We start from the raw sequence: 26,396 nt of genomic DNA on the forward strand, positions 1-26,396 counted from the left end.
CTCAAAATTCCTGTTTGGGCTAGCCCAAACAACTTAACCTCTGGAACTCTAGTTATCAATGAACTTGTTGCACTTGACTTGACAACGTGCGAATTGATTAAGAAGAGAAGAAATTCCATGATTATACTACTAATTCTCTCTATAACTTCAATATCCGTTATAAAAATTAATAATTTATTATTTTTCATACCTTATGACTTCCTTATAAATTATTGCTATCTTTATTATTTTTATGCAACAAACGATATTCTTTCACAAACTAAATTATACCACAAAAACACAAAAAAGGCTGTAACCACAATGGTTTCCCATTATCGTTAGAGCCTTTCTACTATGTTATAAATCTACCTCAGTGCCTTCCAGGAAGCGAACGGTTATATCTCCTTCAAGCCCTATCCTGATATGGTCTAGCACTCGGCACATGTCAATTGTATGCAAATATCTAGACCCTTTGTCAACACCATTAACATTAAATTCTGTCAAAACATCCTTATAGTCATTTAGATTTTTTGAAGTTATCTTTGCCTTCACCTGATGCCTTGAAATAACTGTGTTGTTCTGAACAATATCTACATCTTCGCCATCTTCTTTTTCAAATTCTATAGAATAGCCACTATAACTATCCCCTTTTGAAGTAACTCATTCAGCTCCTTTAAAGCAAGGAAAATACCAACCTGTCCTTGATGATTATAACCACTCCAACTAGATGTCGCATTATTCTTTTTTCCTGTCACTTTCGATAATCTCCTTTAAATTCCTAATTCCCCCAACCGTTCCTGTCCTACCTTCAACATCTCTTCCTCAACCTTACTCCACTTCCCGAAAAGACAGTTTTGAAGAACCTCTGCTGCGGAGCCTTCATCAGTTTCAGAATCGTAGATACAAGTTCGATCTCTTTGATAAATCTGAATTTGGTCAAAGAGTTTATCGCTTTCAAGCTCCTTTAGGTTATCAACCAAGTTCTCTACAATCCCATCATGGTGTTCTTTTGGTGTTGCTCTGGCCTGATTGGGATCGATGGCATAAAGTTCTTCGTAACGAATCAAGGTACTGAGATAGGACAGTTCTGGTTTGGTACCAATAATAGCTAAGGAAACTTGGTAGCCTTTTGATGCTAATAATTGAGCAGTCTGACGAGGAACTTGAGTAGTTCGTAAGGTTCCCTCAATCAGCAAGTGATAACTCTGCGTGCTGAGTTCGTCAACCAGATGCTCTACCATTTTTCCTGCAAATCCCTTGGTATAGTCCACGCTATCCTTGCCATACTTTTCTTGCATGGCTAAGTAGTTGGGATGCTGAGAACGGTAGCTATCACCATCGATGATAATGATATTACCTTGAAATTCTTTTTGCTTGATACGATGAATAGGCGTCTTACCTGCCCCGCTTTGTCCTCCAAGCAAGATAGCTTTTGGTCGATCTGGAATCGTCTTTCCTCGGGTTAAAGCCCGAATGGTTCGCTGCAAGGCCTTCTGAAAGTCAGCCTCACTAAACTCTTCAAATCTCATTGTGCCACCACCCGATGATGCACCATATCTAACATCCGCTCAATACCGTCTAAATAACCATTGTAACGCTCAATCTCATCGAAAGTATCGACAAGGTAAATTTTCGTATGGATCAATTCAGCCAAATCATCACTCATCAAAATCCAAGGATTCGATTCATCATCAAAAGCAATATCTTGACTATCCTGATATCTATAAAGCTGTGATAAAATGGCAGCTCCACGTTCTTTTATCACTTCTACTTTTAAAGTCAATTGGTAATTTTCAACAGGTGTTAGCATCTTATCCTCCCCTACAATATCGACATAAGAGACGTTAAATTTCTGACAAATGCGGTCGATAAGCTCTGTTGATACGGTGCTGGTGCCATTTTCATAGCGACTCAGGCTATTGCGTGAAATCCCCACCATTTTCGCAAATTCTGGTTGTGTTAAATCGTGTGTATGGCGTAGTGATTTTATATTGTCTCCGATCATAGATAAAGACCTCCTCATATTTGCTTTCATTATACCATAAAAAACGGATAACGCACCATATTTGGTGCGTTATCCGTTTTTAGGTTTCTTCGATTGCTTAAACTGCTCTATTCGCTTCTCCAACTGCTCAGTACTCAGTTTATTTTTCGCTTCTTGGATCGACTTATCAAGACTTTGTTCCTCATCGGTTATAATGTCCCTAGATATTTCCACTCTCTCACTAGACTTGAAACTAGAATCAAAGACCACATCTAGGAGTTGCTCTACTTTGGTTAGCTCACTTTCTGACATCTCAGATAGTCGATGAATCAGTCGTTTAAATCGGTCTTGATTCTGTGTTTTCTTTTGAAAAAATATCATTATCCTCTCCTTCAATTGTAAAAAGGTAGCCCGAATAAGACTACCTGACTTATAAATCATCAATGGCTACTGAAATAGCCTGCAACTTTTTATTTTGGATTTTCTTTTCATCAATCAATTGATGAAGTTCTTCAATTTGCTTCTGACAGGCGGAAATATCCTTGTTGTTTTGTGCAATGGTATTAGCCAAGTGTTGTTTATAGTCACTTGTGATATTTACCTTCTTCGGCTGATTTTGTTTAACGGTTGATGCGAGCGTTTGTACATCTTTTGATTCTGACTCCTTTTGTTGCTGTTCAAAAGCAGCCACATAATCTACTTCTTCAATTGGTTTTTCATCCTGTTTATGGAAGAGTGCTGCGATTTTAGCTCGTTCTTCATGGGACGATGTTGATTTCACATCGTCTAGTGGCTGATCAAAATTCCATGTTTTACTCATTTTGTATCCTCATTTCTGTAATTTGGGTCTAGTGTGGTTTCTTTACCAAAGGCTTGCTCTAGTGCTTCATGAAATGACAACTGACTAGATTGTTGCCTTTTGATAAAGGTACTGTACATAGCTGTTTGTAGTTGGTCACGATAGTGTTCCAATTTCTCTGTCTCACGTGAGACCTTTTCTTCTTGCCTAGCTACTTTTTCAGCCAGACGTTCAATCACACTCATAGGGTGTCCTCCTTGTCCCTTTCTAGATTATGATAGCGGACTTGATTTTGTTATCACAATTCCATAGCACGCTCTCGTTTTGGTGGAGGATGATTCTTAATGGCTTGTATCTGGGCTGACTGAATAAGATTGCTTAAGGATATTTCCTTCTGTTGCTTCACAATATCATTCCAATCTGACTTTGTTTCAAGTCTTTGCAATGGTGGTAAATCTTGAAAAATCGGAAATCCTTTATCTGACAGTTTCTGATAAAATTCTCTTCCTGCTTCATCGTTATCAACAGCCATAGTTATGACGTTTGAATGAGTTTGAAAAAAGGTTGTCGTCTCTTGTATTGCCTGAAGATAATGGCTAAGTCTAATTGGTTTTACTGTATCTAGAAATGCCAATTTCCCCTGTTCCTCTGCTGCTAGACGCAAAGTCTGATAAGCAATCACTGAAAGTTTTAAGCCTTCCATTGACACCAAGCGAACATCTGATAGCTGCTTGTTATGAAGCTGATAATAACTCATCATATCGATAACTGATTCACAAAAAATGAGTCGCTTAGGATTCCCAATATCGAAACTAATACCGACATGGCCATGAGATCCTTTCATGATTTTTTTGAGATAACCTCGATCGTGTTTTTCTTCATTTTTGACGAGGCCTTGAAGGCTTGCGGCCTGTAAGATCCCATTATGGTCAAAGCTTTTAAACACTAATACTGACTCCGATTGATAAGCAGCTTGAGCAAGCAATCCTTGTCTACCAAAGATATTTATAGTCTCATCACTTAGGCCACGAACGACTTTCAAGTAAGTACGTGCTTGCTGAAAGGGTACTTCACGCAAATAATATTGAAACGGTTGATAAGTTTCTTCTACCAACTTAGCTTGTTCAAAATCCCCAGTTTCAAGATAAGATACAGCCTCTTTGAAAGTAACGCCTGCTACTAATTGAACAAAGTCTATCACATCCCCTTGTATATCTCTTGAAAACCATTTGAAAGTATTGGTATCTACAAAAATCCGAAAGGAATCGTGGTCTGGATGTTCATAAATTTGTCCTGATAAACGTCTGAAGGAGTAACCCAGACTCTCAGCCACATCTAAAATGGCCTTTTGTTTTACTGCTTTAATTCGTGTCATCTTGTCTCCCTATAAAAAAAAGCAGAAGAATGTCTCCTGCTAGTTGTTCTCACTTGTTGTAGTTCCTTGGATCGTTGGTATGCTGGAATTAGCACCATCTGTGGCTACTTTCACATCCTCCAGTTTCCCATTCCAAATGGTCAACTGATTAACCAGGAGCTTGTCGGAAACTTTGGAGTAGGATAACATAACCGTCTTGGTTTCTGTCTGAGTGGTTCGCTGTTGTTGCTCACTCAAATCAGAAACATAGATCACTTGATAGGTAACTTCCGCAAGTGCAACATTGCTTTCTGTGTTGACATAGATACTGGCTGATTCAAATCGGTAGTCAATCATATAATCTTTATAAACTTGATTGATCGCTTTATTCTGAAATGCTTCCTCTTCTGAAAATGCCGAATCCGTCATGTAGGGTTTGATACGACTGTTATTTTCTCCTAGCTGGACCTTTGTATAATATTGAGTGAGAAACTCTTTGACAAGCTCATCTGATAGGACTGTCGCTCTTTCCTCCTGCTTTTTCTTTGACACAAGTTTATTGGCTTCTGCTCGTATTTGGTTCTCTGTTTGTTTTGAAACGGATTGTGAGCCAATCGTGTAGCCAATCATGACCATAAAACTGACTGCAATTAAACCTACTATTCCAATCAGAAATCTAGCCTTCACTTTATTTAACATGGCTTACTCCTTTATTAATGATAGCCTCATCATAACAAGATTATCTTGGAAAATTTATCACAGTGAACTTAAATATTTGTGGATCAACCATTCTTTTTAATAAGACAATTTAAGCAATCTCTTATAATATTAATTTCACTCGTTCGATAAACAGTCAAAATGTTCATTCTTACTATTGATTTACTAATCAAAAAAATCTAATATAGTAATCAAAATATAAAATTTTGAAAGAAGTGAAACAAATGGTCGATGAAAACAAAATAAACTTAGTTGCTTTGATTGAGCAAACTTATGGAATATCAACAGAACCAATTTTTAAAATAATAAATTTTTTACCAGATTTTAAAGTAAAAAAAATTCATGAAAATGGACTTCATAAAAGAAATAGTCAGGGACAATATTGCTTTGACATTATTCATAATGATGTATTTCAAATACCATATGTCGGAGATATAAAAAATCTATCTGTCATAGTTGGTGAAAATGGGTCAGGGAAAACAACTATTATTAACCAAATACTTAGGGGAGGAAAAGGAAAAAGCCAAGTTTACCTTATTTTCAAGCAAAATGACAAATTTTGGACATATCCTGATTTAACACAAGAATCAATTTCAATTCCACACTGCTCTACACATCCTTATATTATTAAATTTTCAAATGCAAAAGAATTTCCAAATGGCGATATCTACATTCGCTCAGGTGCAATTGACGCTTCAAACTTTAAAAATATTGTTGGATTTGATAAGAATCAAAAAATTGTCATACTACAAGAAACAATAAACCAAATCAAATTTGTTGAAAAATTTAAACATAAAATTATTGAATTTGTAGATTACACTCTAAAAGGAGTGAGTGTAGATTTCGAAGGAGACAAATTACCCTATCGAAGTAAGCAACTATTATATTTGGATAGGGTTGAAAAATTAACCAATAGAAATGACAAAGACTCTATTAATCATAGAATAGTTGACTATTTTTCAACATTGATAAATTACATCATTGATAAAGAGTATACCGAAAACGATGATTCACAAATCAATTATGAAAACCTATTGGACCTTCATCTATCTTTTAGGAATAATGAAAACATTATGTTGCAATACAAATCCATTGGAGTTGATTCCGATCGCTTTCTTCCATTTGAGTATAGTATCGGAGGTTTACGACAAGATGTATCTAACATCCAACTTGAGGAGACAAATATTGATGATTGGGTAGAAATATGGCATACTTTATATATTATCAACCTCTATTTTAATTATGTAGATAAAACAATGGTAGGAAGGGATAATAAATATCACGAAAAAATCAGTACAATCTTAAAAGAGTTGGAGAAAAAGTTTCAATACAATATCAATTTCTCAAGAAATGAGATCGATGAATTAAAAAAGCAGATTAGACAGATAAATGTATCTTTTAAAGAACTACACATTGGTCTTTTTGAACAATTAACTCCTAGCACACAATCACTAAAAAAATGGGATCAGGTTTGGCAAAAAATCAAAGCGCCTTGTTTTCGAGTTGCTAAAGCGATAAGCTACACATCCTATTTTGAATTAACTGAACATGGTTACTTTGTTAAACATAAATTAATCCCAGATAGGGTATGGACCAAGTTAAAAGATATTGGAATACCTAGTAGTGAGATCGAACGACTCAAAGTTATTGAGGAGTTATTATACAAGTTGCATGAAATCAATACAAATTTTAAAATTTTATCCGAAATTGTAAGCACTATTTCAGAGATTTCTATACCAGAACTAGAAGAATCTTTACAATTTAGATGGATTGGATTAAGTTCGGGAGAATTAGGATTATTAAGATCTTTTGCAAATTTATATTCAGCAAAATTGGCATTACAAAGAAATACTCCTCGAGGGATTGACCAAGAGAATTTTCTAATACTTTTGGACGAAGTTGATCTAGGGATGCACCCCGAATGGCAACGAAAGTGGGTCAGCACTGCTTTACCTATCATTGAAAAAATATTTGATAACAAACATATACAAATAATAATTACAACTCATTCACCAATCTTTCTATCAGATATCTATAAAGAAAATATTATCTACTTATCTAGAGAGAATACAGAATATGAAAATAATAAGTTCAATAAGACATTCGGCCAGAATATCTATACTCTTTACAAAAACTCTTTTTTCCTAAATAGGCTAATGGGAGAATATGCATATAAGAGCATTGAAGATACTTTCGAATACCTAAATTTTAAAATCAATTCTGATTCAAAGGGTATTCGACCTGAAAGCTTATTTAAGGAACTTAGTGATAATTTACAAAAGAAAACGGCTCAAAAAATTATTGAATCTATCGGTGAGCCCATTATTGCTAATCAACTAAAAGAATTATTTAACCGAGCTTTTTTAGAAAACAAAGATGAAATAGAGGAGATAAAAGACAAAATTGCTAAACTTCAAGAGCAACTTAAACAACTTGAGGAGGACAATTCCAAATGATGGCCTTAGAAATACCCAAATATCCAAAGGAGTTTATTGATGCCTATGTTAAATTGATGATTTGCAAATATTTAGATGCCATTATTAGTAAATCATTGTTGAAAAGAGCTGAGTTCTATAAACCAAATATCAGAAAAACCTTTGGCTACAGTAGTGCGACCGTTATAAAATGTCTAATTAAAGAATATTATTTTCATGAAAACCATTTTGATGAAATAATTCTCTATGCGAAAACACATAAAACTGATTTAGGAACGTTTGTAAAAGCGAAACTAGGAACAAGCAACAAAATTCTTATTAATAAAATAACTACAAATAATTTCAAAGACTACAGAACTGAATCGTGGTATCGCAATTTTGTGATGAATTTAAATTCACTAATTATAAGAAAGAGTCAAAAAATTATAAATTTCGTTGAGAGCTACAAAAAAGTGGACACTACTGACTTTGTTGATTACTTTAGAGAATTAATATTAATCAAACCTGAGCATATGTATTCTTATATACAAAATCGTCCTAATTATCAACCACCCAACTTTAGGAACATAAAAAAAATATACAACCTATCACAGGAAATTGAAATTAATAATAAAATCGAAAAAATTAATAACTATATGATTCGAAATTTTATAATTTCAGATAACTATGGTTTAATAGTGTGTCCATACTGTAATAGAAATTACATCAATAGTAGAGGTAACTCATTTTCAGCTGAGATGGATCATTTTTATAACAAAAATGATTTTCCGATATTTGCAGTATCTCTATATAATTTCATACCATGTTGTGGAACATGCAATCGACTTAAGGGAACATACGATTTAAAAATTAATCCTTTCTTGAAATCTGAAAATAATTGTGTAAAATTTGATATAAAAAAGTCTAATGAGAATTATCAAATTGAATTAAAACATATAAAAGATAACAAACTAGTAAACATTAATACTCATCCTGACTTAGAGAATGATTTAATTAATGTTTTGAAACTGGATAAAGCATATAAAATTCATGATTTAGAAGTTCAAGAGATGGTAAATAAAGAAATGGAATATGGTCAAGAATATAGAGATTCACTAATAAAATTATTAACTGGAACAGAGGAAGAAATCAATCGAAAAATAGATACTCTTATATATGGAGAAGTTGTATTTGCACAAGAAAATGAGCTTATCAATAAATCACTTGGTAAATTTAAGAAAGATGCTTATGAAAGAATCAAAGGATGGAAGCTCAGTGAAAAATATGATGAATAATTTAATAATAGATATCTCAAATGATTGATAGTAAAAAGGGGTTCAAAAGGAAAAATAATATACAACAAAAGGTATTAAGAAGGGAGACCTCAAAATCAGGTATCCCTCTTTAGTTAATCAATTCTTCTAACCGTTTTTGTCACAAATCCAAATATAGCTAGTACATTGAAACAAACATAGAAAGTAGTAAAACTCCAAACTCCATTAGTTGCTAAATCTTCTGTATAGAGATATCTCTCAGTAAAGAAGAGGTAGATTCCATAGATCTCAATAAAGACTAAGCCACTGATGAGTCCGATAAGAAATAAAGCACCTGAAACTTTCACAATCCGATAAAGGACAAACAACATCAGTCCTATTGCTGCGATAATCAAAAGGCTTTGTAGAATTTGTTCCAACATCTTACACCTCTTTCTAGGCTAATTGCTTGCGATAGTAGTCAGCCTGTCTCTTGTCTAAATCATCAAGTTGGGCAACCAAATCAAGGTATTCTGCCTTCGTCACCTCATCTAAGTTTGGAAACTCATTCTCACGACTTGTGATGATGAGTTCCAGCTGTCCAGTAATTTCACGCCTTGAAAAGCTATAATCAAGAGTTTCATCTTCATACTGTTCCTTTAAAGTTTGGTAGTTTGCCCTATCTTCTGAACTAGTATAGCCTTGTGACAACCATTCTTCTAGTTGAAAACGCATTTCTTCTTGTGTTTGGGTCATAATCTATTCTCCTTTTGTGATTTATTGACTTCATTTTACCGCGTTCAAAAATATTTGTCAGCCTTTTTTCTTATATCTCGAGTGCTATTTGTTGCTTCTTTTGGGGTGTTGTATCTTCACTAAACTTGGCCAAAGCTGCATCTATCTCCTCAATCTCTGCTTCTTTTTCAACCAAGGGAGCCAAAACTTCATACTTAGACTTTACAAGCTGATAGTCCTCTTCCTTTGGAAAGACTTTTTCAACTTCTACTTTGGCTACTCGTAGCTTATCTTTTAAATCCTTTACCAGCTCTTGCGTCTTTTCTTGGTCATCTATAATATGGTCAATGGCATTGCTAATCCGTTGAATAGTTCCCACGTCTGATTTCAAATCAAGGGCGACAGTATAGTGGTTGTCACCAACAATCATTAAAGAGACAGTATCTGGTAAAGGCTCACTAGGACCACGTGTTGTCATTTTCAAATCAAATCCTCTAAAGCTGGCAAGTGTTTTGACTTCCTTGGTCTCTGAGCGGTTATAGGTGATGAGTTTACGTAGATAGTCCCCAGCTTCAGCACGATTATCCATTGCTTGATTGTCAAATCGCATGATAAAATCTTGCGCCTTTGTTGCCAAAGATTGGGCAATATCCTTATCATATTGACTCAACCTTTTTTCCATGATAGGGAGGTGCTTCTCGCTATAGGAAATGGTATGGCGATACTCGTCTTTGGAGCGATTAAAGGCTCGTTTTTGATTCTCTAAAACTGTCAGTTCATTTTCCAACTCCATTTTGAGCTTAAGGTAGGGATTACCAGTAGCTAAAGCCTTAAAGTCAGAAGCAGTCATGGTTTGTTCATCAATGTCTTCAGCTGATCTCACAGGATCTTTTGAGGTCATTATCTGCGTAATGTATTTGAGCTTATTCTCCTGCGTCTGCCAGAGGTAATTGTCGAAGCTCCCTTTAGTAATATAGTGATAAATATCTACCTCCTGGTGCATGTTTCCCTGACGAATCAATCTACCATTTCGCTGGACAATGTCAGAGGGACGCCATGGAACATCTAAGTGGTGGACAGCTTTCATGCGTGATTGCACGTTTAAACCCGTTCCACCTTTTTCCGTCGAAGCCATGAGAATCCGCACTTCTCCGCTATTGACCTTTCTAGACAGTGAGTTTTTCTTTTCATCAGTATTGGCGTCATGGACAAAGGCAATTTCTTCTTTTGGAATCCCTCGATCGACTAGCAAGTCCTTAAGTTCATTGTAAACATCAAAGCCATCTTCCTTACTTTTAGGAGTTCCAATATCTGAGAAAATCATCTGAGTCGCCTTGTCTCCAGCTCCTTCACGGTAGATTCGTTCGACATTATCAACTACTTGAAGGATTTTCTGATTATCCGATAAGGAATAAGCAGGGTCAATCAACCGCATATCAATAGCTAGTTTTCTGGCTTCACCTGTTATCTTAAGCATGTTATCTCTACTTGGATCAACACTACCAGACTTGATAGCGTCCGAACGCTCTACCAGCTCTTCCAAATAGTATTTCTGAGCTTGCGTTAACTCGCTTTCCACCGCAATAATCTTAGCTTCTGGTACTGGTAAATCAAGCATGTCTGAGGTCTGAATATCGGCAGTTTCCTTGTAGATTCGCATGAGTTCAGGCAGGTTGACAAATTTCTTAAACCGTTTCTTAGGTTGGTACTTATCACCTGTCGGGGCTAGTTCCATGGAGTTTTCGATATTCCCAAAAGCCCCAACCCAGGAGTCAAAATTTGATACCAGGTATCGTTCCAAGACATCAGGTTGAATGTAATTCATCATGGTGAAAAGTTCACTAATGGAGTTAGAAACTGGTGTTCCTGTCGCAAAAACGACATTTCTATCTCCATGCTCTGCCTGTACTTGTCTCACCTTCATCTCCATATCCACGTTCTTTTTAGAAGTTGTGTTGGTGATTCCAGCTACATTCCCAAGTCCAGTGATTGGACGGATATTCTTGAAATGATGAGCCTCATCCACAAAAAGAAAATCAATTCCAAGGTTTTCAAATTCGATAAAGGTATCTCGTTCCAGTTTTTGGAGTTCTTCCAACTGGTGTTCTAATCCCTTAATCGAACGTTCCGCTTCTTTCACCGTATAATCAGAGTCACTTCCTAGCTTGATCTCTCGGAGTTGCTCGAGTTTGTCATTGATATAGGTGACCTGTTTTTCACGACTCATCGGTATTTTCTCAAACTGGGAATCCCCAATGACAATGGCATCATAGTCCCCTGTAATAATCCGAGACACAAACTGCTTGCGTTTGGCTTTGGCAAAGTCTTTCTTAGTGGTCACATAGACTTTCTTGGTTGGGAAAAATTTCATGATTTCTTGACCAAACTGAGCAGTCAGACTAGACGGCACCACATAAAGTGGTTTATGTACCATTCCGAGTTCTTTCAACTTGAAGCCAGCTCCAAGCATGGTAAGTGTTTTACCTGAACCAACTTCATGAGCTAGTAGAGCACGTTTCTCCTCCACAATCCGTTGAATGGCATTCTTTTGGTGAGGACGTAAGGAGATATTCTGAGCAAGTCCATCAATGATTAAATGGCTACCATCATAGGACTTTGATACTGTACGATTGTAGAGCCCGTTATAGGTGTCTTCAATCATCTGTTGGACTTCTGGATACTTTGCTACAAAACCTTGAAAGAGTTCTTGTAGGTGTGTTTCCTTAGCACGCAGGACTGTTGTTTTCTCCACATCTGTCACATTCTTTTTCTTATCCCCTTCAACAACTTGTTTTGTTATCGTTGGTTGATTGGAATTCAGGAGATTTTCAAAGATTTTTCGACCACTATCATAGCGTGAAGCAGGGACACCTAGACTTCTATCCGTTGCGTTGGAATAGGTGTAGGCAAACTTAGATTGGTAAGTGATAACCCCGTCAATGGGACTGACTTCAAGGACTGTCGCAACTTCTTGGTCTGACAGTTCATAGACTTTCCCCATAAAGGTTTCTTGGGCAAATTTTCCGTAAACAGCCAGAGGAATCCAGCGTGAACCGATTCGATAATCAATGTCTGCTAAAGTTATGCGTGCTGGTTTGACTGTTTCTAGAAGTCCTGCATAATGCGGCCAGTTAAAGTCCTGATTGTCTTGTTTGACGAATAGATCTACCACTTCTAACTTGCTAACGACATCCCCTGACAGAAAGTCTTGGCGAGAAACATAGGTCAATTCTCCATTCAAATACTTCTCAGGATCAGGCATAATGAGGTCACCTAACTCCTCAATCAAGGTCATCTTCGATTCAACCTGATAGATAGACATCATATAAGCAAAATCAACACCTCGTCCGTCAGCCAAGCTCGAATTTAAGGCATCAAGGGCAGTATGTACCTTTTTAACCTCTTTTTCAGGACGCACTAAAGCCTTCTCAAAAGCAAGGGATTTAGTATAGATAACAGACTTTCCACTTGGATCCAGACGTTCATCTTCCAAACTAGCAAGAAGCGAATACTTATCATCACTATCAAAAAGATTGCGGTTCACTGCACTGTTCAAACACCCATAGTGTTTGACAAAGCTATCATAGGTACGATTGAGTTTGCCTAACAAGTGGTTAAAGGTCTCCTTATCGTAGTCATAATAGCGTTGAATGGCAATAACTTCTTGGTAGGCATTGCGAATATCGATCATTCCTTTGATTCGTGCCACTTCTTTATCAGACAATGGAGCTTCATAGAAAACTGTCTTTTTATAATATCCCTTAAACTGACCACGTTTTGCTGCATCATCGGTCACATAGACATCCAGAGCAGTGCTATCAGTCACTTCTAAGGCGTTAAAGCGATCAATCTGCTTTTGAGAATGTTTGGTGTCCCATGCTTTGAAGTTGCCCTCTTCATCGACATAGTAACTGATTTCTTCCGTCTTGGTTCCGACTCGAATGCCTTTGTTATCTCGATAGTAGACCATTGCACCCTGGTAACCAAAACTGAACTGACCCAGATTCTCCCTCATTTCAACTGGAATGGAGGTATCAATGACTTGTTTGATCAACACATCTGGGTTAATGATGACCTCATTTCTATCAATCTCTCTTGGGGCTTTTACTTGATGTAGAGCTGCTTCAACACTTGCAATCAAGTCATCACTAGTCCCCTTAACAGAAAGTGTTCCTCCGTTAAAATTTCTGACCTCGTAGGTTCCTAGCACTTGGCTATTGTATTCCCCATCAAAATAAGGATTGAGCCAAATGCGACTATCCTTATCATAACGAATGGAACCTGAAAAGGCTAAGTCGTCTGCCACATATCTCTTGTCTAAGTGTTTCTGGAAGAATAACATATCCGTTGTGACACTCGTTCCTGCAATGGCCTTAAAGGCAGAATCAGGCAGTCGAACCCCACCAAGAAATTCAGTTGTCTCACGAATATCTTGTAAAATATTTTCTGTTCGCTTATCCATAGTTCCTGTGGAAGAGATAATCGCTACTTGTCCACCATCATGAAGCAAATCAAGTGACTTTTTGACAAAGTAGTCATGAATCATGTAAGGCCTATCGTACCTGTTATCCGCAATTCGTATATTGGCAAAGGGCACATTTGAAATCACCAAATCAAAACTATTGTCGTTAAAAGCTACCGTCTCAAAGCCCTTAATTTCAATGTGACTATTGGGATGAAGGTGTTTGGCAATAGCTCCTGTGATGGTGTCTAACTCTACACCATATAACTCACTCTTTTCTCTTAAGTGTTTTGGCATAGCCGCAAAGAAATTCCCTGTTCCCATGGAAGGATCTAGGATTTTGCCACCTGTAAAACCATCTCTTTCCAACTTATCCCACATCTGACGAATCAGGGCAGGGTCTGTATAATAGGCTGTCAGAGAGGACTGTTTCATATCCGAATACTCTTTATCTGTGACTAGGCTTTTCAGTTCTTCTCGTTCCTTAGAAAATTTTGGATTATAGTCATCAAAAAATTCATTGGCTAGTCCACCCCAGCCTACATACTTTGCAAGGAGTTCTTGTTCATTTTTACTTGCCTGACGGTGTCCCGTTTCAAGTGTTTTAACCAAACGAATGGCCGCAATGTTTGTCTCAACCTTCTCTCTAGCAGTCTTAGGATAAAAGTCCGTCATATCTACTGGAAAATAAAAGTCCGTTACTGGAATCTCTGGAATTGTTTCGACGACTACCTCTTCAGGAATTTGACTATTTGATTCTTCAAGATCAGTATCGTTATGACCTTTTTCTGAACCATCTGGTTCCAATAGTCCAATACTCTGACCTGGCTCCTCTTCCAGAAATGAAAAAAGGTTTAATTCTTGGACTACATCGTCTACCTCTGTTTGTTTTTCTGCCTTTGGCTGATGAAGTGCCTGACTGACTTCTTCCCAGGTCCTCAAATAAAGAACTGGATTTTGTTCAATGATATCCGAAAAATCATTAACTAACTCAATCCGAATCAAACCGTTCAATCGAGCATCACTGACCGACACGACCTCAAAGTCCTGTCCCTTATATGAAACCAATGACCCCAGAGGATAAGTGTCCAATACTCTCTGGACTAGTGGATTTTCCGCTAACTCTTCATCAACCACTACTTTCGTCTCAGCTTTCTCTAGCTTGTTCTTCCAATCTCTAAAGGTCAAATCTGGCTGGTTGCCCTTATCTTTTTCAAAATACTCCGCATCTTCTCTGCTGAGTTCTTGGTGTAAAAAGGCGTAGGCAACTTGTCGCAACTCTTCAAGGGAAAGCTGGCTACTAAAGAAAAATTCAACCTTTTCATGACTTAGCCCCATTTGGAGTAGTTCTGTTGCAAGGGCTAGTTGAGTTACCGAGGCTTTGGGATAACCACCTAGTAAAGCAAGGTCTGCATTTTTTAAACGAAAACGACCTGCCGCATCCAATAAAATACCGACTCGGTCTGGGGCAAACTGAGATAAATCAATCCCTAGCTGAGTCAATTTTTCTTGATTTTCTATCCTAATGGCTCGTCCAATTTTTTCTAATTCCTTTTCTTCGACTGTGGTCAGCGTTCGTTTCAGCTCATAGGGACTACCATCAGCTTCTAGATAGGTGAGTAACTCCTCGCCCTCAAAGATTGGTGTCATTTCCATTTCAGTGTCAAAATCACCTCGTTTAAAACTTGGGACTTTGGAACGTTCATTTCGAATTTGGTCAAAATATGTTAGTATCTCAAATTTACGTCGTAAAGATAACTCTTCATAAGCTGGCAGATGACTGGTTTTTCCTGTTTGAACATCTAGTTGAGACAAATCTACATCCAAACTAGCAATAACTAGAGAGCCATCTTCTCTAAAAGATATTGCTTGATGAACACTTGTTTTGTGCTCATCAACAGTTTCTTCATTTTCTAGAACTGTTTCATCAACTCCTGTTTCAAGCTCAGGCTCGTAAGTCAAGAGAAACTGTTCAATATCTCGGCTAATCCGATCCGCTAAATTATTAGCCACACGATAAACATTAACCAAATTAGCTCCCCTACTCTTTTGTAATAGAGAATCTGGTGAAATAGTTTGGTAGTGTCCATTTGAGTCTAATAGTTGAAAACGAGTGGCCAGATTGAACAAGGCCACTTCAATCACCAAGTCTTTTTCAGACGGCGATAGTTTGTCGAGTTTTTGGAGACCAGTTTGGCCGAAAACTTGTGTATAGGTCAATAGATCATGAGCAGTATCATAAGGACTAGCCTGGACAAAAGCTGAAACATCTGTCTCAAAGTGAAGTACCTGAACAGGTCTTTTGAATTCCTGCCCATTGGTCATAAACTGACGAATAAGACTATCCCACTCCTCATCAAAATGCTCTGCTTGGTAATATAAAAATGCCTCAAGCAGGGCTCTATCACGAGGAATGGTGGCTCTCATCATTTGTAGTAAGACTTCTTGATTCATTTTCCCTCCCATTTTAAAAGGGCTGAGAGTTTTTCTCAGCCCTTTGCGTTAATCTAGGACCAAGGCTCGTTGGTCTCTTTCTTGTGGAATACCTTCCATTACAGTTACCACATAATGTTGTAAGAAATGACTTTTCTGGTCTAGTAAATCTTTTTGCAAGGCAAGGTGAACCAAATCTCCAAAATAATCCTGACTGGAAATAGCCAAGTCCTGTTGAATTATGGCCTGTAAGGTTTCAAGGCTAAGTGGTGAATAATCGTCACTATCCAAAACCTCATACTGTTCCAAGGTGTCTGAAAGACTATTTGAGGACATTAAATCCATAATAAAACTAGATCCTTCACCCGTTCGGTACAGCTTTTCCAGAATATCAGTCATATCAGCTTTTACTTCATCCTGATAACCATCAACTTTAACTCGTAGCTCATCACTTATCAAGGATAGGTCATCCTCATCCATATAATCTTGATAAACCTGATTGAGGATTGTTCTATCAGAAATACTTAATTCCAAAGAGAGAAAGGCTTTGATAAACTCTTGGTAATCGACCTTCTCCATTTCAGACAAAGCCTCTTTCATGGTGTCAAAGTTCCAAGCCATCACACAACTCCTTTGGTGGGACTAGTGGTGAATGTCCAGATTGTAGCTCTTCTAAATCAGATTGACCATCACCATCTGTGTCAACAGACTGCGGATTGGTTCCGAAAGCCAGTTCCTGAGCATCTGTCAAACCATCTTGGTCTGAATCCTTTTCATAAATAGTTTTTGGATTCATCTACTTCTCCTCCTTTTTCTTCAGTCCATAAGCCGTACCAAGTAGAATACCAGCTCCAATCAAGCCCAAAAGGGATTCATGTTCCCCTGTATTTGGCAAAATGCTTGCTGGAACAGGCGGTTCAATAGTCTCAATTGGTGGTTGAGGTGGTGTGGGTTGATTTGGACTTGGTTCTTCAGGTTGAGGTGTATGTGTTACAACTGTATTTGAGCTAATGACATAGCCATTCACTGTATGAAGGTAGGTATTCTCCACCTGACCAGTCGCAATCCGTTTCATCTGCAGGTAAACATCTGCCTGAAAAGCTGAATCATCAGATATAGTCTCTAAGAAGGATTTATCAAATGAAATTGACACTAGGCCATTTTCTGTATCCACCTGTTGCAAGGTATATTTCGTGACTTCTGTCCCCTCTTTTAAGACAGAACCGTCTTTGAGGATGACATCCGTCATCAGATAGCTGCGATAAACACCATTATACTCATCATGCTTTTCATCATAGTTATCTTCAAAACCATATTCAAATAAATCAGTCGCACGATTACTTGGAATCAATGCTCCAACCAAGCGATAGTTAAAGGTTTGATGCAAGGCCACTTCTTTCCCGTCAAGGCTGTCATCTTTATGAGACAAGTCGATCACCACATCTTTTTGTGGGTCTAATTTTGGAACATTATTAACCACTGTTTCCGTGACATAGGCCAAACCAAAATCAATCTGATAGGCTGTATTTTCATACTGACCACCTGTTTTGGTCAACTCATTTTTTACCGTCATCGGAAGCGTGACAACTAAGGTTTGACCAGTCTTCACATAGGTATCATAAAAGGCTTTTGGATCATCGCTACTAAGAACTTGAATGGCTCCTTTAGGTGTAAACTGACGTTTAACCATGGCATCTTGGACGACTTTCGGAGCTTCTGGCAAACTAGCGTAGGTGCTGACAGAGATACCAGATACACGATTGCCATCCTTATCCAAAACTTGAATGCCATCAGGATTTAGGGTAAGGGCTTCTTCTGGGTAATCGTCTACCATGTAAAATCCCTTGGCAAGAACATCATCCGTCACGACCATGTCCTTGTATTGACTGTAATCCAAGACAATTTTGTAATAATTGACCGTATTCGGAAGAACAGTCTTTCCATCAATTGAAATACCTTCTTGATTGGTATTAGACTTATGTGGAGTTACTTTAGGGACAAAATTGGTCACCGTGTTGGTTTCATAGGCTAGCCCAAAGTCCACCTGATAAGCCACGTTTTCATAAGACTTCCCTGAATTAAGCATGGTTTCCAAAACCGTCGTCGGAGTGACAATGGTAATATTCTCCCCCTTGGTCACATAAGATTCAAAAAAGACTTGTGGGTCCTCAGGCATGAAAACTTGAAAAGCTCCTTTAGGCTGAATTTTTTGTTTCGAAAGGGCTGCTTGTAGCGTTTTAGGAGCTTCAGATAATTGAGAATAAGACTTCACCGTGATTCCTGAAACTGTTTTGCCATCAGATGTGACAAACTGAATAGCTGCTTCATCCGGCAATAAAGCTTATTCTGGATAATCATCCACAAAGTAAAAACCTTGTGCAATCTGAGAGTTGTCTGCTTTAATCCCTCGGTATTGGTCCAAGTCCCATGAGAGAGTATAGTGATTTTGACTTCCCACTAGCATGGGCTTCCCATTGATGTCCACTTTGTCTTTATTGAGGTTCTGTTTCTTGGGTTCTGGAGAAACAAGGGTGTTGGTCACTTCCTTGGTTTCATAGCCATTTCCAAAATCAACTTGATAAGCCTTGTTTGTATAGGTCTTAGTTTGACCGTAGAGACTATCTTTCACCGTCATTTTGGTCAAAAGAGCTAAAGAAGTTCCTGTTTGAACATACTGGTCATAAAAGGCTTGGTTGTCATCCGGCAAAAAGACTTGAAAGGCACCTGTCGGTGTAATCTTAGCACGAGCTAATTTATCTTGAAAGTCTTTAGGGGCTTCAATTAGGGAAGCATAGTTTTTAACCGTTATTCCTGATACCTTCTGACCGTCAAGGGTTGTAACAGCCGTCCCATTTTCCACCACATCAAGCACTTCCTCTGGGTAATCGTCCACAAAGAAGAAGCCTCGTGCAATTGTCTCTTTAGCAGAACGATCTCCCTTATACTGGTCCAAATCCCAAATCAATCGGTAGTGGTTGGTTGTGCCAAGGGCTACGACCGTATCATTAATGAGGACACCATCCGCATTTTCATTATTTTTATCTGGTGTAATGAGTGTGGTTGTCTCCCCATCACCTGGTGTACGAACCGTTACAACATTTGAAGTGACTGTGTAAGCATTGGTTGTACCTTTGTTCAAAAGGAGTTTGTAACTATTGGAATAGGTTGCCCCATCATTTTGAACAGAACCATAGAGTTTTGGAGCGGTCAGTTGATAAACCTTGGTTAAATCTTTATTTACCTCCTGCAACAAGTTTTCCTTTGCGGTCAAAGTCACAAAATTCTTAGTCTCATCAAAGCTAAAGACATAGTTTCCATTCTCTTTTTGTGTTATTTCCTTATCAAATAGGTAACCAGCAGGCAAGTAGTCCTCAAAAATGAGACTAGTCGTTTGGGCACGATTGGGCGATAAGGCATCAACTGTTAAGGGATAAATCACCGTTGAATCTTTTGCGACAGTTTTCTCATGGAGATTAGCTTGGTCACTATTGACCACTTCTTTCATAATCTCTGGAGTTGTCGTCAAATTATACGCATGATAATGAACAGTCGGAACTTGTGGTGGCGTTGGAAGTTCTTTTGGAATAGGTTTAACAGGTAAGGTTACCTTGGTCAAAGTTAGACTAGGCTGCACCACTTCTTCCAAAGGCTTTGGCGTGAAGGTTACAGGCTTTTCTGGTGTAAATGTTTTAGGAGTAAAGACATCTGGTGTTACTGTAATAGGTTCTGGAATGGGTTCAAGTTCCACCGTTACATGAGGTTTAGGACTATACGGTGTTACTGTACGTGCAACTGGTAGGGTATTTAAGGCGAACCAGTAAGACAAGCCAACATTCTGTGGCATATCGCCTTGCCCAAAGGTTACTGTGTAGGTGTTTCCTGATGTAACTGTTGAGACAATAGCTCCTTTATAAGCATAACGACTTGATGTGGTATCCCATTCCTCAGGTAAATTCAAATCACTTGCACGGTTGGAACCCAAAGAACGTGCTAGACCTTCATTAGTCACTTGAACGGTTGAGCCATTAATCGGCACAAATTTCCCAGATGAATCTTTAACATATTCTAGACCAATGTCATTATGATTGAGGGAAGAATGCGTGAAGACTCCTGGTTTTTCTTTGGAGAAGGTAACTTGTGAACCGTCTTCCAAGAAATACTTAGCAACTACACGAAACTCCATCTTGTCTGTTCGCCAATCACCGTTTCCGTCATTTCGATAGGCAATGAAGCCTTCGGTAGGATCATTTGGCACAACCAATTTCACGGCATCGGTTCCAGCTGGTGATACAAGGTTGGTAATATCGTAAGTCACTCGACTAATCTTTTTACCATCAAATCGTGCATTTTGAAGATTTTGATAATTAAAACTAAGGGTCTCACCTGTTTTGAAGCTATCATAGACAAAGAATCCAGTTGAATCTAAAATTCTTGAGTAGCCACCCAGCATGGCATCGCCAGTTGAAATGATTTGATTAGGATTTCGGGTAATGGCCCCATGTTGTGCTTGGGGTTCACCGTTATTGAGATTGAGGGCTTGAGCAAGGGCTTCAGAAATATAACCTTCTGCACCTTTTGAAATCTCGGCCAAGTCACGTTGATAGCGTTCCAATTCTTTGGCATTATAGGCATCAATCGCTTCATTCTCTTTTCTGGCTGCGGCTTCTTTTTCTTTATTACGTTTTGTAATAGCTTCAATCTCGGCTGCTCGATCTGAAACTAATTGTTGTTTCTCCTTATTAGCTTGATCTACTGCGGCTTGACCTGCACGGTTTTCAGCATCAACAGCTGCTTGACCTGCCTGATTCCGCTTTTCAATGGCTTCGTTATCTGCTTTTGCCTTAGCAAGTCCAGCTTCATTTTCTTTTTGAATGGCTTGGTTTTTCGCAACAATATCATCTGCCTTGGTTTTCTTCGTTAGATAATCCGCTACTGCTTGTTCGTTTGTTGTTTGAATGGTTTCAACAGTCTTGCCATAGTTTGTATAGTCAAGTACAGATGTCCCATTCTCTGCTGAAACTACTTGTTCTTTTACTGTCACATCAGCATCTGCATACCGAGTTTTTAGGTCATTGACTTTAGTATCAACCCAAGCATTTGTCTCTTTACCAGTTTGGTTGGCCCCTTCGTAAGCCTGTGATAGCTCAATATTTTCCTGTTCAATGCGGGCTTTATTCGATTCGTATGTCGCTTTGTCAGCTTTGTAGGTTTCAGTAACTTCATTGATAGCCACAACTTGGTTTTGGGCATCTGCTTCTGCTTTTGAAATTTGTTGGCTGGTCTCTGTCGCAGATCTTGTATTTCCTAAATCCATTGGACTATCTTCAACCGTAGAAACACCTTCAGCCTTTGCCTCTTCAACTGCTTGTGTTACCGTTTCATGTGGTACGGTGACTGCAATTGCACCGTTAGATTGTCCAGTTGACCCTAAACTTTCAGTTTGTTCAGATACAGGGTTTGGCTGTGCTTCTGGTAAATTTGTGGCTGGATTCTCCGTTCGTTGAATGCTGGTGTCAACTGATGATGAGACTTCATCAGCATGTGCAACCGTTCCTCCCCAAGCAACAACAGCCGTCACCATAGTTCCAAGGGCAACGGAACATAAAGTACGATATTTTTTACTCTTGCGAAAGACGTGTTTCTCGCCTTTTTCCTGATTGACAAGAAAGTGATGATTACATGTTTTGGTCATAAATAGTCCTTCTTTTCTTTTTTATGTAGCAACAAACTGTCACTCTTTATTAGATACGAGGGCGTTAAGCGAGCACGACAAAAATAGGAGTTTTGACGAAGAACTTTCCGTTCTAGGAGAAACTCTCTTTTTTGTACAGCTCGTAGCCCAAGTTCAATACCATCATAAAAAAGAAGGCTTGATTTTGTTATCACAATAAAATGAGGGAAAAGAAAATGTTGCTTTTATACCACAAATATTGTAAAATTGTAGTGTAAAAGCAACAAGTGGGGGCCGTATGTCAAAAAAAGAGATTCTACTCGATTTTATAGAAAAGAACAATGGAATTGTCACAAACAAAGATTGTAAAGCACTAGGTATTCCAACAATATATCTGACAAGACTAGAGAAAGAAGGCATTATCTTCCGAGTTGAAAAAGGTATTTTCCTAACCCAAAACGGAGACTATGATGAATACTACTTCTTTCAATATCGTTTTCCTAAGGCTATTTTCTCTTATATTTCGGCACTGTATCTACAACAGTTTACAGATGAAATTCCACAATATTTTGATGTGACAGTTCCTAGAGGCTACCGCTTTAATACTCCTCCAGCTAATCTAAATATTCACTTTGTCTCTAAAGAATACAGCGAGCTGGGAATGACTACTGTACCTACTCCTATGGGAAACAACGTAAGGGTATATGATTTTGAACGTATTATTTGTGATTTTGTAATACATCGAGAAAAGATTGATTCCGAACTCTTTGTCAAGACACTTCAATCTTATGGGAACTATCCTAAAAAAAATCTAGCAAAACTCTATGAATATGCGACAAAAATGAATACTTTAGAAAAAGTTAAACAAACTCTGGAGGTTCTAATATGAACAAAGCTAAATTAACAGCACTCTGTCATAAAATATCAAAGAATACTGGTTTAACCTTTAATTCCGTGATGACCTATTACTTTCTTGAAGTGATTTTGAAAAAATTAAGTCAGAGTACCTATTCAAATCACTATATCTTCAAAGGAGGATTCCTACTTTCGAATGTCATCGGAGTTGAATCTCGTAGCACTGTTGATATTGACTTTTTATTCCATCAAATAACACTATCAGAAGAAACTGTTAAACAGCAACTCAAAGAAATTTTTGCAGATTCCGAAGAAGGTATATCTTTTGTGATTCAATCAATTACAGCTATTATAGAAAGTGATGACTATGGTGGCTATCGAGCAACAATTTCGTGCCAACTTGAGAATATTAAACAAGTTATCCATTTGGATATTGCGACAGGTGATGTTGTAACTCCTCAGCCGATTACATACGACTATAAAGCTATTTTTGATGAAGACAATTTTCCAATCATTGCTTATACAATTGAAACAATTCTAGCTGAAAAACTTCAAACCATCTATTCACGCAACTTCTTGAACAGTAGAAGCAAAGATTTTTACGATGTTTATATTCTTTCAAAACTGAAGAAAGAAGACATTGACTTCATTCAGTTGAGAAATGCCTGTCAGAGAACATTTTCATATCGCGAAACAGAACTCGATTTTGTAAAGATTATTGAACTACTCGAGAGGTTCAAATCTGACCCTATTCAGAATAAACAATGGCAAAATTATTCAAAAAAATATAGCTATACAAAAGGGATTTCACTTGCAGATGTTCTTGATGAGATGATTCGTCTCATAACAGTTCTCATTTCTATAAATTCTGATTAATCGTGACAAAAAAAACACAAAAGATATGCTAACAAATCCAATTATTGTTAGCATATCCTTTTTTATTTCGTCGTATAAGCAAAACTCAAGCTACTATCCACTCCAGATAATTTACGGAAGGTGTAGTTGGGATTGCCATTGTAATTGGTTTCGGAGATAAGGAATGAGCCATCTGGGTAGACTTTTTCGACGAAAGCCACATGTCCGTATTCTGTTGGGGTGCCATGTCCTCCTCCCGCAAAGGAAAGGATAGCTCCTTCTTGTGGACTTGTCCCTGTCTCTCCACCGAGACTTGCGGCTGTTCGTACCCAATCTTGGCCATTGCCCATTGTACTGATAATTGGAATCTTCTCACCATTTTTACCTTTGAGTTTTAGCCCCAGTTGGTTGATACGGGCTGCAACTCCCCAAGTACATTGGCCGTAAGCATATCCCATACCGTCACCACCTCCTGGAATAGAGTTTTCAAAAAGGTCTCCTCGTACAGCTTCAAGTGCTTTTGGATCACTTTGTGCTGTCCCACCGTTTGGTTGACTAAAACCTTTTTCAATTTGGTAATACCACTCACTTGCTCGTGTTTGACGTTCAAGTAGCTTATCTCCACTATTTCCTTCCCAGTAAATGAGAAAGAGTTGGGCAAGACTAGCTGGACTTCCTGAATTTTTGAAAAAGTCCTTTAACCAGTTGGTGTAATAAGGACTATCCCCATGCAACATGAAATCCAGTTGTAACCCCAAGTCATACCACTTTTGATGTTTTCCTTTGGCATATTCCAACAATAAAGTATGTCTGCGTGACCCATCCGCGGTATCTGTCCATTGGCCTAAGCCTAAACCACGTTTAAGTATATTTGGGTAACGTCCATTGTATATAGTTGGACCATTGATTGAGAGCCAGCCCTCATCATCCCACGAACTATCAGTCGCACCAACTGGCGGAGATAAATAGTCGCCTTCAGCTCTTTTTGGATTAATGGAAGATTCTACCGACCAATTTCCTAAAATAGCTGCGATAGCTTGATTGGTCGCACCTTTGCTTTTAAGATAGTCATAAATTGCCTTGGCTCTCTCAAACTCATCACCGCCAAACTGACCGATAGTTGGAAGAATGGTGGTCTGAACCTGAATCACTTTTGGAAAGTAGAAAGCTGGATTGACATAGACCAACTTATCCGTGTCATCATCAACTTTTTGATAGGTGACTTTTAGACCCGTTCCGTCTTTGGTCTGACCAATAATATCTCCTGCCAAGACATGTTGATTTTCACTCACTCGGCCTGAATGAATGCCAAACAAGGTTAGTTTAGTCTTATTCACTCCCTTACCAGATGTCAAAACAACGTTCTCTCCATCAAGAGATACCTTGCCATCCATCGGAGCTACAATGACTTGACCTTCTTTCGCTTCTAAGATGATATGGTGATGAAGCGTTGGTTTCTCATCAATGACCTCATACCCATATCGGTAGGTCATGCTTAAGCTATCCTCATCGGTCTGTCCCTGAAAGGGATTGTCCAATTCTTGAAGGGCTAGATAGTTGCCTCCTTCTGTCAACTCCTTTAACTCTTCCTGGTCCTCATCAGACAGCTTGTAAGTAGGTTCTTTATATAAGTCAGACATGGATTTAATAGAATCTCCACCATTTAAGTCTGTCCACACTTGACTGAGAAACGCTTTGTAGGTCACACCACCTGTTTCCATGAAATCGTCAAGCTTGTAGTCTTGGTATTGATGATTCATGTAAACCATAATCTCATCAATCTTGGTGTAGTAGGCAATCCCTTTTTCGTTGGTTCTCGTATGTTCCGCATCTTCCCACGTCATGTGGGTATAGGCCTTGGTCAACTCCATCTCATCTTGTTGAATGACACTACTACCTGAAACACTCATGAAAAAGCTCATCATCAAAAGGAGTATCAAGAGAATGCCTGAGACAATCCAAGTCAAAGGATTTCCCGCAAGGACAGAAAAGAAAGTCACACTTCCCTTAATGGCTTGGACGATTCCTTTGATACCTGCGACACTTTGTTTTCTCACATGCTTTAAAAAGGTTTGGTAGCGTCTTCTTGGTTTAAGAGGTTTCTGGCGTGTGAATCCTTTTCCCTTTTTGAAGTTCTGGAATCGTTCCTTTCCATGAGAAAATTTTGTTTTGGTAATCCGCACACCAGTCTGACCACTTTTCACAGCCACTTTACCTGCTTGATAAGTAAACCTGCCATAGCGTCTGGCTTTCAGGCTAGTATCTTTCATGGTTCTTAGACCATCTAAATCATCCTCCTGTGATACCAAGTCAAACGATTCGGATGCAGCTAAGCCTAATCCAACTTTGAATTTGGTAGAGTTTTTCTTAGTCTTTTGGACTTTCTTGAGTTGCTTAACCTCACGCTTGGCAGAACTTACGTCTTTTTCTGCACTTAGCCGATCAAATGATTTTTCTTGGTGAAACTGAAAGCGAGACTTCAGGGAAGGATTTTCTTTTTGGAAAGGAAACTTGGACTCAACTGCCTGTTGTTTCTCACTTAGTTTCACTTCTGACAGATGTTTTCTTGCCGTCCGCAAACGCTCTTGAGCTTGAGGAAGTCGATAGTTCTTGATTTCCTTTACCTTCAACAGTCTAGGAGACACATAGGTAATTTCTTTTAGGAACTTCTCTTCTGCTTCCTTTTGGTTACTGAGTAGATTTCCTTTTAACTCTGTTTTCTTTTCCTGAAACAGAGAATTTTGGGCTTGTTTTCGAAATCGTCCTTTTTTAGGAACAGTCTGCTTTAAGGACCTAACTTCTTTCCGATAATGCATACGGGCTGATTTTAAGTTACTTCGAAAGTTTTGCCTAGCCTGTTTGACTAGCTTTTTATCCTCTTTCAT

General features: G+C 38.3%; 17 protein-coding genes and 2 pseudogenes. 4 read left to right on the plus strand and 15 right to left on the minus strand.

Features of this window, described 5'->3' with window-relative positions:
* From RFK25_RS00005 to RFK25_RS00040, 8 genes and pseudogenes are all read right to left on the minus strand, one after another.
* Positions 1-188: pseudogene (locus RFK25_RS00005) on the minus strand (hypothetical protein); the annotation flags it as partial.
* 561 nt (positions 189-749) lie between these two features.
* Entirely contained in the window at positions 750-1,508 is a 759-nt protein-coding gene (pezT, locus tag RFK25_RS00010) for a type II toxin-antitoxin system toxin PezT (RefSeq protein WP_332410502.1), read from the minus strand.
* A complete protein-coding gene (gene pezA / locus RFK25_RS00015) occupies positions 1,505-1,984 on the minus strand; it encodes a type II toxin-antitoxin system antitoxin PezA (RefSeq protein WP_332410503.1) in 480 nt (159 codons plus the stop codon). Before pezA ends, pezT begins: the two co-directional genes overlap by 4 nt.
* Before the next feature lie 69 nt (positions 1,985-2,053).
* Positions 2,054-2,344, minus strand: a complete 291-nt coding sequence (locus tag RFK25_RS00020; RefSeq protein WP_332410506.1) for a hypothetical protein — start codon at positions 2,342-2,344, stop codon at positions 2,054-2,056.
* Between the two features lie 49 nt (positions 2,345-2,393).
* Positions 2,394-2,783 (minus strand): DUF5945 family protein, encoded by a 390-nt coding sequence (locus RFK25_RS00025; protein WP_332410508.1) that lies wholly within the window; start codon positions 2,781-2,783, stop codon positions 2,394-2,396.
* A complete protein-coding gene (locus RFK25_RS00030; protein WP_332410509.1) occupies positions 2,780-3,007 on the minus strand; it encodes a DUF5965 family protein in 228 nt (75 codons plus the stop codon). The genes RFK25_RS00025 and RFK25_RS00030 overlap by 4 nt, the downstream gene beginning before the upstream one ends.
* A gap of 53 nt (positions 3,008-3,060) precedes the next feature.
* Positions 3,061-4,137: a DNA primase gene (locus RFK25_RS00035; protein WP_332410510.1), complete on the minus strand. Its 1,077-nt coding sequence runs from the start codon at positions 4,135-4,137 to the stop codon at positions 3,061-3,063.
* Between the two features lie 39 nt (positions 4,138-4,176).
* Entirely contained in the window at positions 4,177-4,815 is a 639-nt protein-coding gene (locus RFK25_RS00040) for a peptidylprolyl isomerase (protein ID WP_172079947.1), read from the minus strand.
* Positions 4,816-5,048: 233 nt separating this feature from the next.
* Between RFK25_RS00040 and RFK25_RS00045 the strand changes: the two genes are divergently transcribed.
* Entirely contained in the window at positions 5,049-7,289 is a 2,241-nt protein-coding gene (locus tag RFK25_RS00045) for an AAA family ATPase (RefSeq protein WP_332410681.1), read from the plus strand.
* Positions 7,286-8,542 carry a hypothetical protein gene (locus tag RFK25_RS00050; RefSeq protein ID WP_332410513.1) on the plus strand — a complete coding sequence of 419 codons (1,257 nt, stop codon included), beginning with the start codon at positions 7,286-7,288 and terminating at the stop codon, positions 8,540-8,542. Before RFK25_RS00045 ends, RFK25_RS00050 begins: the two co-directional genes overlap by 4 nt.
* Before the next feature lie 113 nt (positions 8,543-8,655).
* Here RFK25_RS00050 and RFK25_RS00055 read toward each other — a convergent pair whose 3' ends face one another.
* The 6 genes and pseudogenes from RFK25_RS00055 to RFK25_RS00080 form a co-directional block, all read right to left on the minus strand.
* Complete coding sequence (locus RFK25_RS00055; RefSeq protein WP_332410514.1) at positions 8,656-8,943, minus strand: DUF5966 family protein; 288 nt, start codon at positions 8,941-8,943, stop codon at positions 8,656-8,658.
* 13 nt (positions 8,944-8,956) lie between these two features.
* The gene (locus RFK25_RS00060) at positions 8,957-9,256 is read right to left on the minus strand and encodes a DUF5962 family protein (RefSeq protein WP_332410517.1); all 300 of its coding nucleotides are present in this window, start codon (positions 9,254-9,256) and stop codon (positions 8,957-8,959) included.
* A gap of 70 nt (positions 9,257-9,326) precedes the next feature.
* Positions 9,327-16,151, minus strand: coding sequence for an SNF2-related protein (locus tag RFK25_RS00065; protein WP_332410518.1), 6,825 nt, complete (start codon positions 16,149-16,151; stop codon positions 9,327-9,329).
* A 48-nt stretch (positions 16,152-16,199) separates the two neighbouring features.
* On the minus strand, positions 16,200-16,751 hold the full coding sequence (locus RFK25_RS00070; protein WP_332410519.1) for a hypothetical protein: 552 nt from the start codon (positions 16,749-16,751) through the stop codon (positions 16,200-16,202).
* Positions 16,735-16,926 carry a calcium-binding protein gene (locus tag RFK25_RS00075; protein ID WP_332410523.1) on the minus strand — a complete coding sequence of 64 codons (192 nt, stop codon included), beginning with the start codon at positions 16,924-16,926 and terminating at the stop codon, positions 16,735-16,737. The genes RFK25_RS00070 and RFK25_RS00075 overlap by 17 nt, the downstream gene beginning before the upstream one ends.
* Positions 16,927-21,822, minus strand: a pseudogene (locus RFK25_RS00080) (SspB-related isopeptide-forming adhesin).
* 277 nt (positions 21,823-22,099) lie between these two features.
* Between RFK25_RS00080 and RFK25_RS00085 the strand changes: the two are divergent.
* The gene (locus tag RFK25_RS00085) at positions 22,100-22,690 is read left to right on the plus strand and encodes a type IV toxin-antitoxin system AbiEi family antitoxin domain-containing protein (RefSeq protein WP_000037239.1); all 591 of its coding nucleotides are present in this window, start codon (positions 22,100-22,102) and stop codon (positions 22,688-22,690) included.
* Positions 22,687-23,532 (plus strand): nucleotidyl transferase AbiEii/AbiGii toxin family protein, encoded by an 846-nt coding sequence (locus RFK25_RS00090; RefSeq protein ID WP_332410525.1) that lies wholly within the window; start codon positions 22,687-22,689, stop codon positions 23,530-23,532. The genes RFK25_RS00085 and RFK25_RS00090 overlap by 4 nt, the downstream gene beginning before the upstream one ends.
* A 62-nt stretch (positions 23,533-23,594) precedes the next feature.
* On the opposite strand, the gene RFK25_RS00095 is transcribed toward RFK25_RS00090, so the two are convergent.
* The gene (locus RFK25_RS00095; protein ID WP_332410526.1) at positions 23,595-26,396 is read right to left on the minus strand and encodes a phage tail tip lysozyme; all 2,802 of its coding nucleotides are present in this window, start codon (positions 26,394-26,396) and stop codon (positions 23,595-23,597) included.

Source organism: Streptococcus sp. SS-4456, from assembly GCF_036680365.1.
In the GTDB taxonomy this organism is placed as follows: Bacteria; Bacillota; Bacilli; order Lactobacillales; family Streptococcaceae; genus Streptococcus.

Excerpts from the sequence above, each read along its gene's own strand:
- pezT (WP_332410502.1), bottom strand. The coding sequence starts at position 1,508 with ATGAGATTTGAAGAGTTTAGTGAGGCTGACTTTCAGAAGGCCTTGCAG.
- pezA (WP_332410503.1), bottom strand. The coding sequence starts at position 1,984 with ATGATCGGAGACAATATAAAATCACTACGCCATACACACGATTTAACA.
- RFK25_RS00020 (WP_332410506.1), bottom strand. The coding sequence starts at position 2,344 with ATGATATTTTTTCAAAAGAAAACACAGAATCAAGACCGATTTAAACGA.
- RFK25_RS00025 (WP_332410508.1), bottom strand. The coding sequence starts at position 2,783 with ATGAGTAAAACATGGAATTTTGATCAGCCACTAGACGATGTGAAATCA.
- RFK25_RS00030 (WP_332410509.1), bottom strand. The coding sequence starts at position 3,007 with ATGAGTGTGATTGAACGTCTGGCTGAAAAAGTAGCTAGGCAAGAAGAA.
- RFK25_RS00035 (WP_332410510.1), bottom strand. The coding sequence starts at position 4,137 with ATGACACGAATTAAAGCAGTAAAACAAAAGGCCATTTTAGATGTGGCT.
- RFK25_RS00040 (WP_172079947.1), bottom strand. The coding sequence starts at position 4,815 with ATGTTAAATAAAGTGAAGGCTAGATTTCTGATTGGAATAGTAGGTTTA.
- RFK25_RS00050 (WP_332410513.1), top strand. The coding sequence starts at position 7,286 with ATGATGGCCTTAGAAATACCCAAATATCCAAAGGAGTTTATTGATGCC.
- RFK25_RS00055 (WP_332410514.1), bottom strand. The coding sequence starts at position 8,943 with ATGTTGGAACAAATTCTACAAAGCCTTTTGATTATCGCAGCAATAGGA.
- RFK25_RS00060 (WP_332410517.1), bottom strand. The coding sequence starts at position 9,256 with ATGACCCAAACACAAGAAGAAATGCGTTTTCAACTAGAAGAATGGTTG.
- RFK25_RS00065 (WP_332410518.1), bottom strand. The coding sequence starts at position 16,151 with ATGAATCAAGAAGTCTTACTACAAATGATGAGAGCCACCATTCCTCGT.
- RFK25_RS00070 (WP_332410519.1), bottom strand. The coding sequence starts at position 16,751 with ATGGCTTGGAACTTTGACACCATGAAAGAGGCTTTGTCTGAAATGGAG.
- RFK25_RS00075 (WP_332410523.1), bottom strand. The coding sequence starts at position 16,926 with ATGAATCCAAAAACTATTTATGAAAAGGATTCAGACCAAGATGGTTTG.
- RFK25_RS00085 (WP_000037239.1), top strand. The coding sequence starts at position 22,100 with ATGTCAAAAAAAGAGATTCTACTCGATTTTATAGAAAAGAACAATGGA.
- RFK25_RS00090 (WP_332410525.1), top strand. The coding sequence starts at position 22,687 with ATGAACAAAGCTAAATTAACAGCACTCTGTCATAAAATATCAAAGAAT.
- RFK25_RS00095 (WP_332410526.1), bottom strand. The coding sequence starts at position 26,396 with ATGAAAGAGGATAAAAAGCTAGTCAAACAGGCTAGGCAAAACTTTCGA.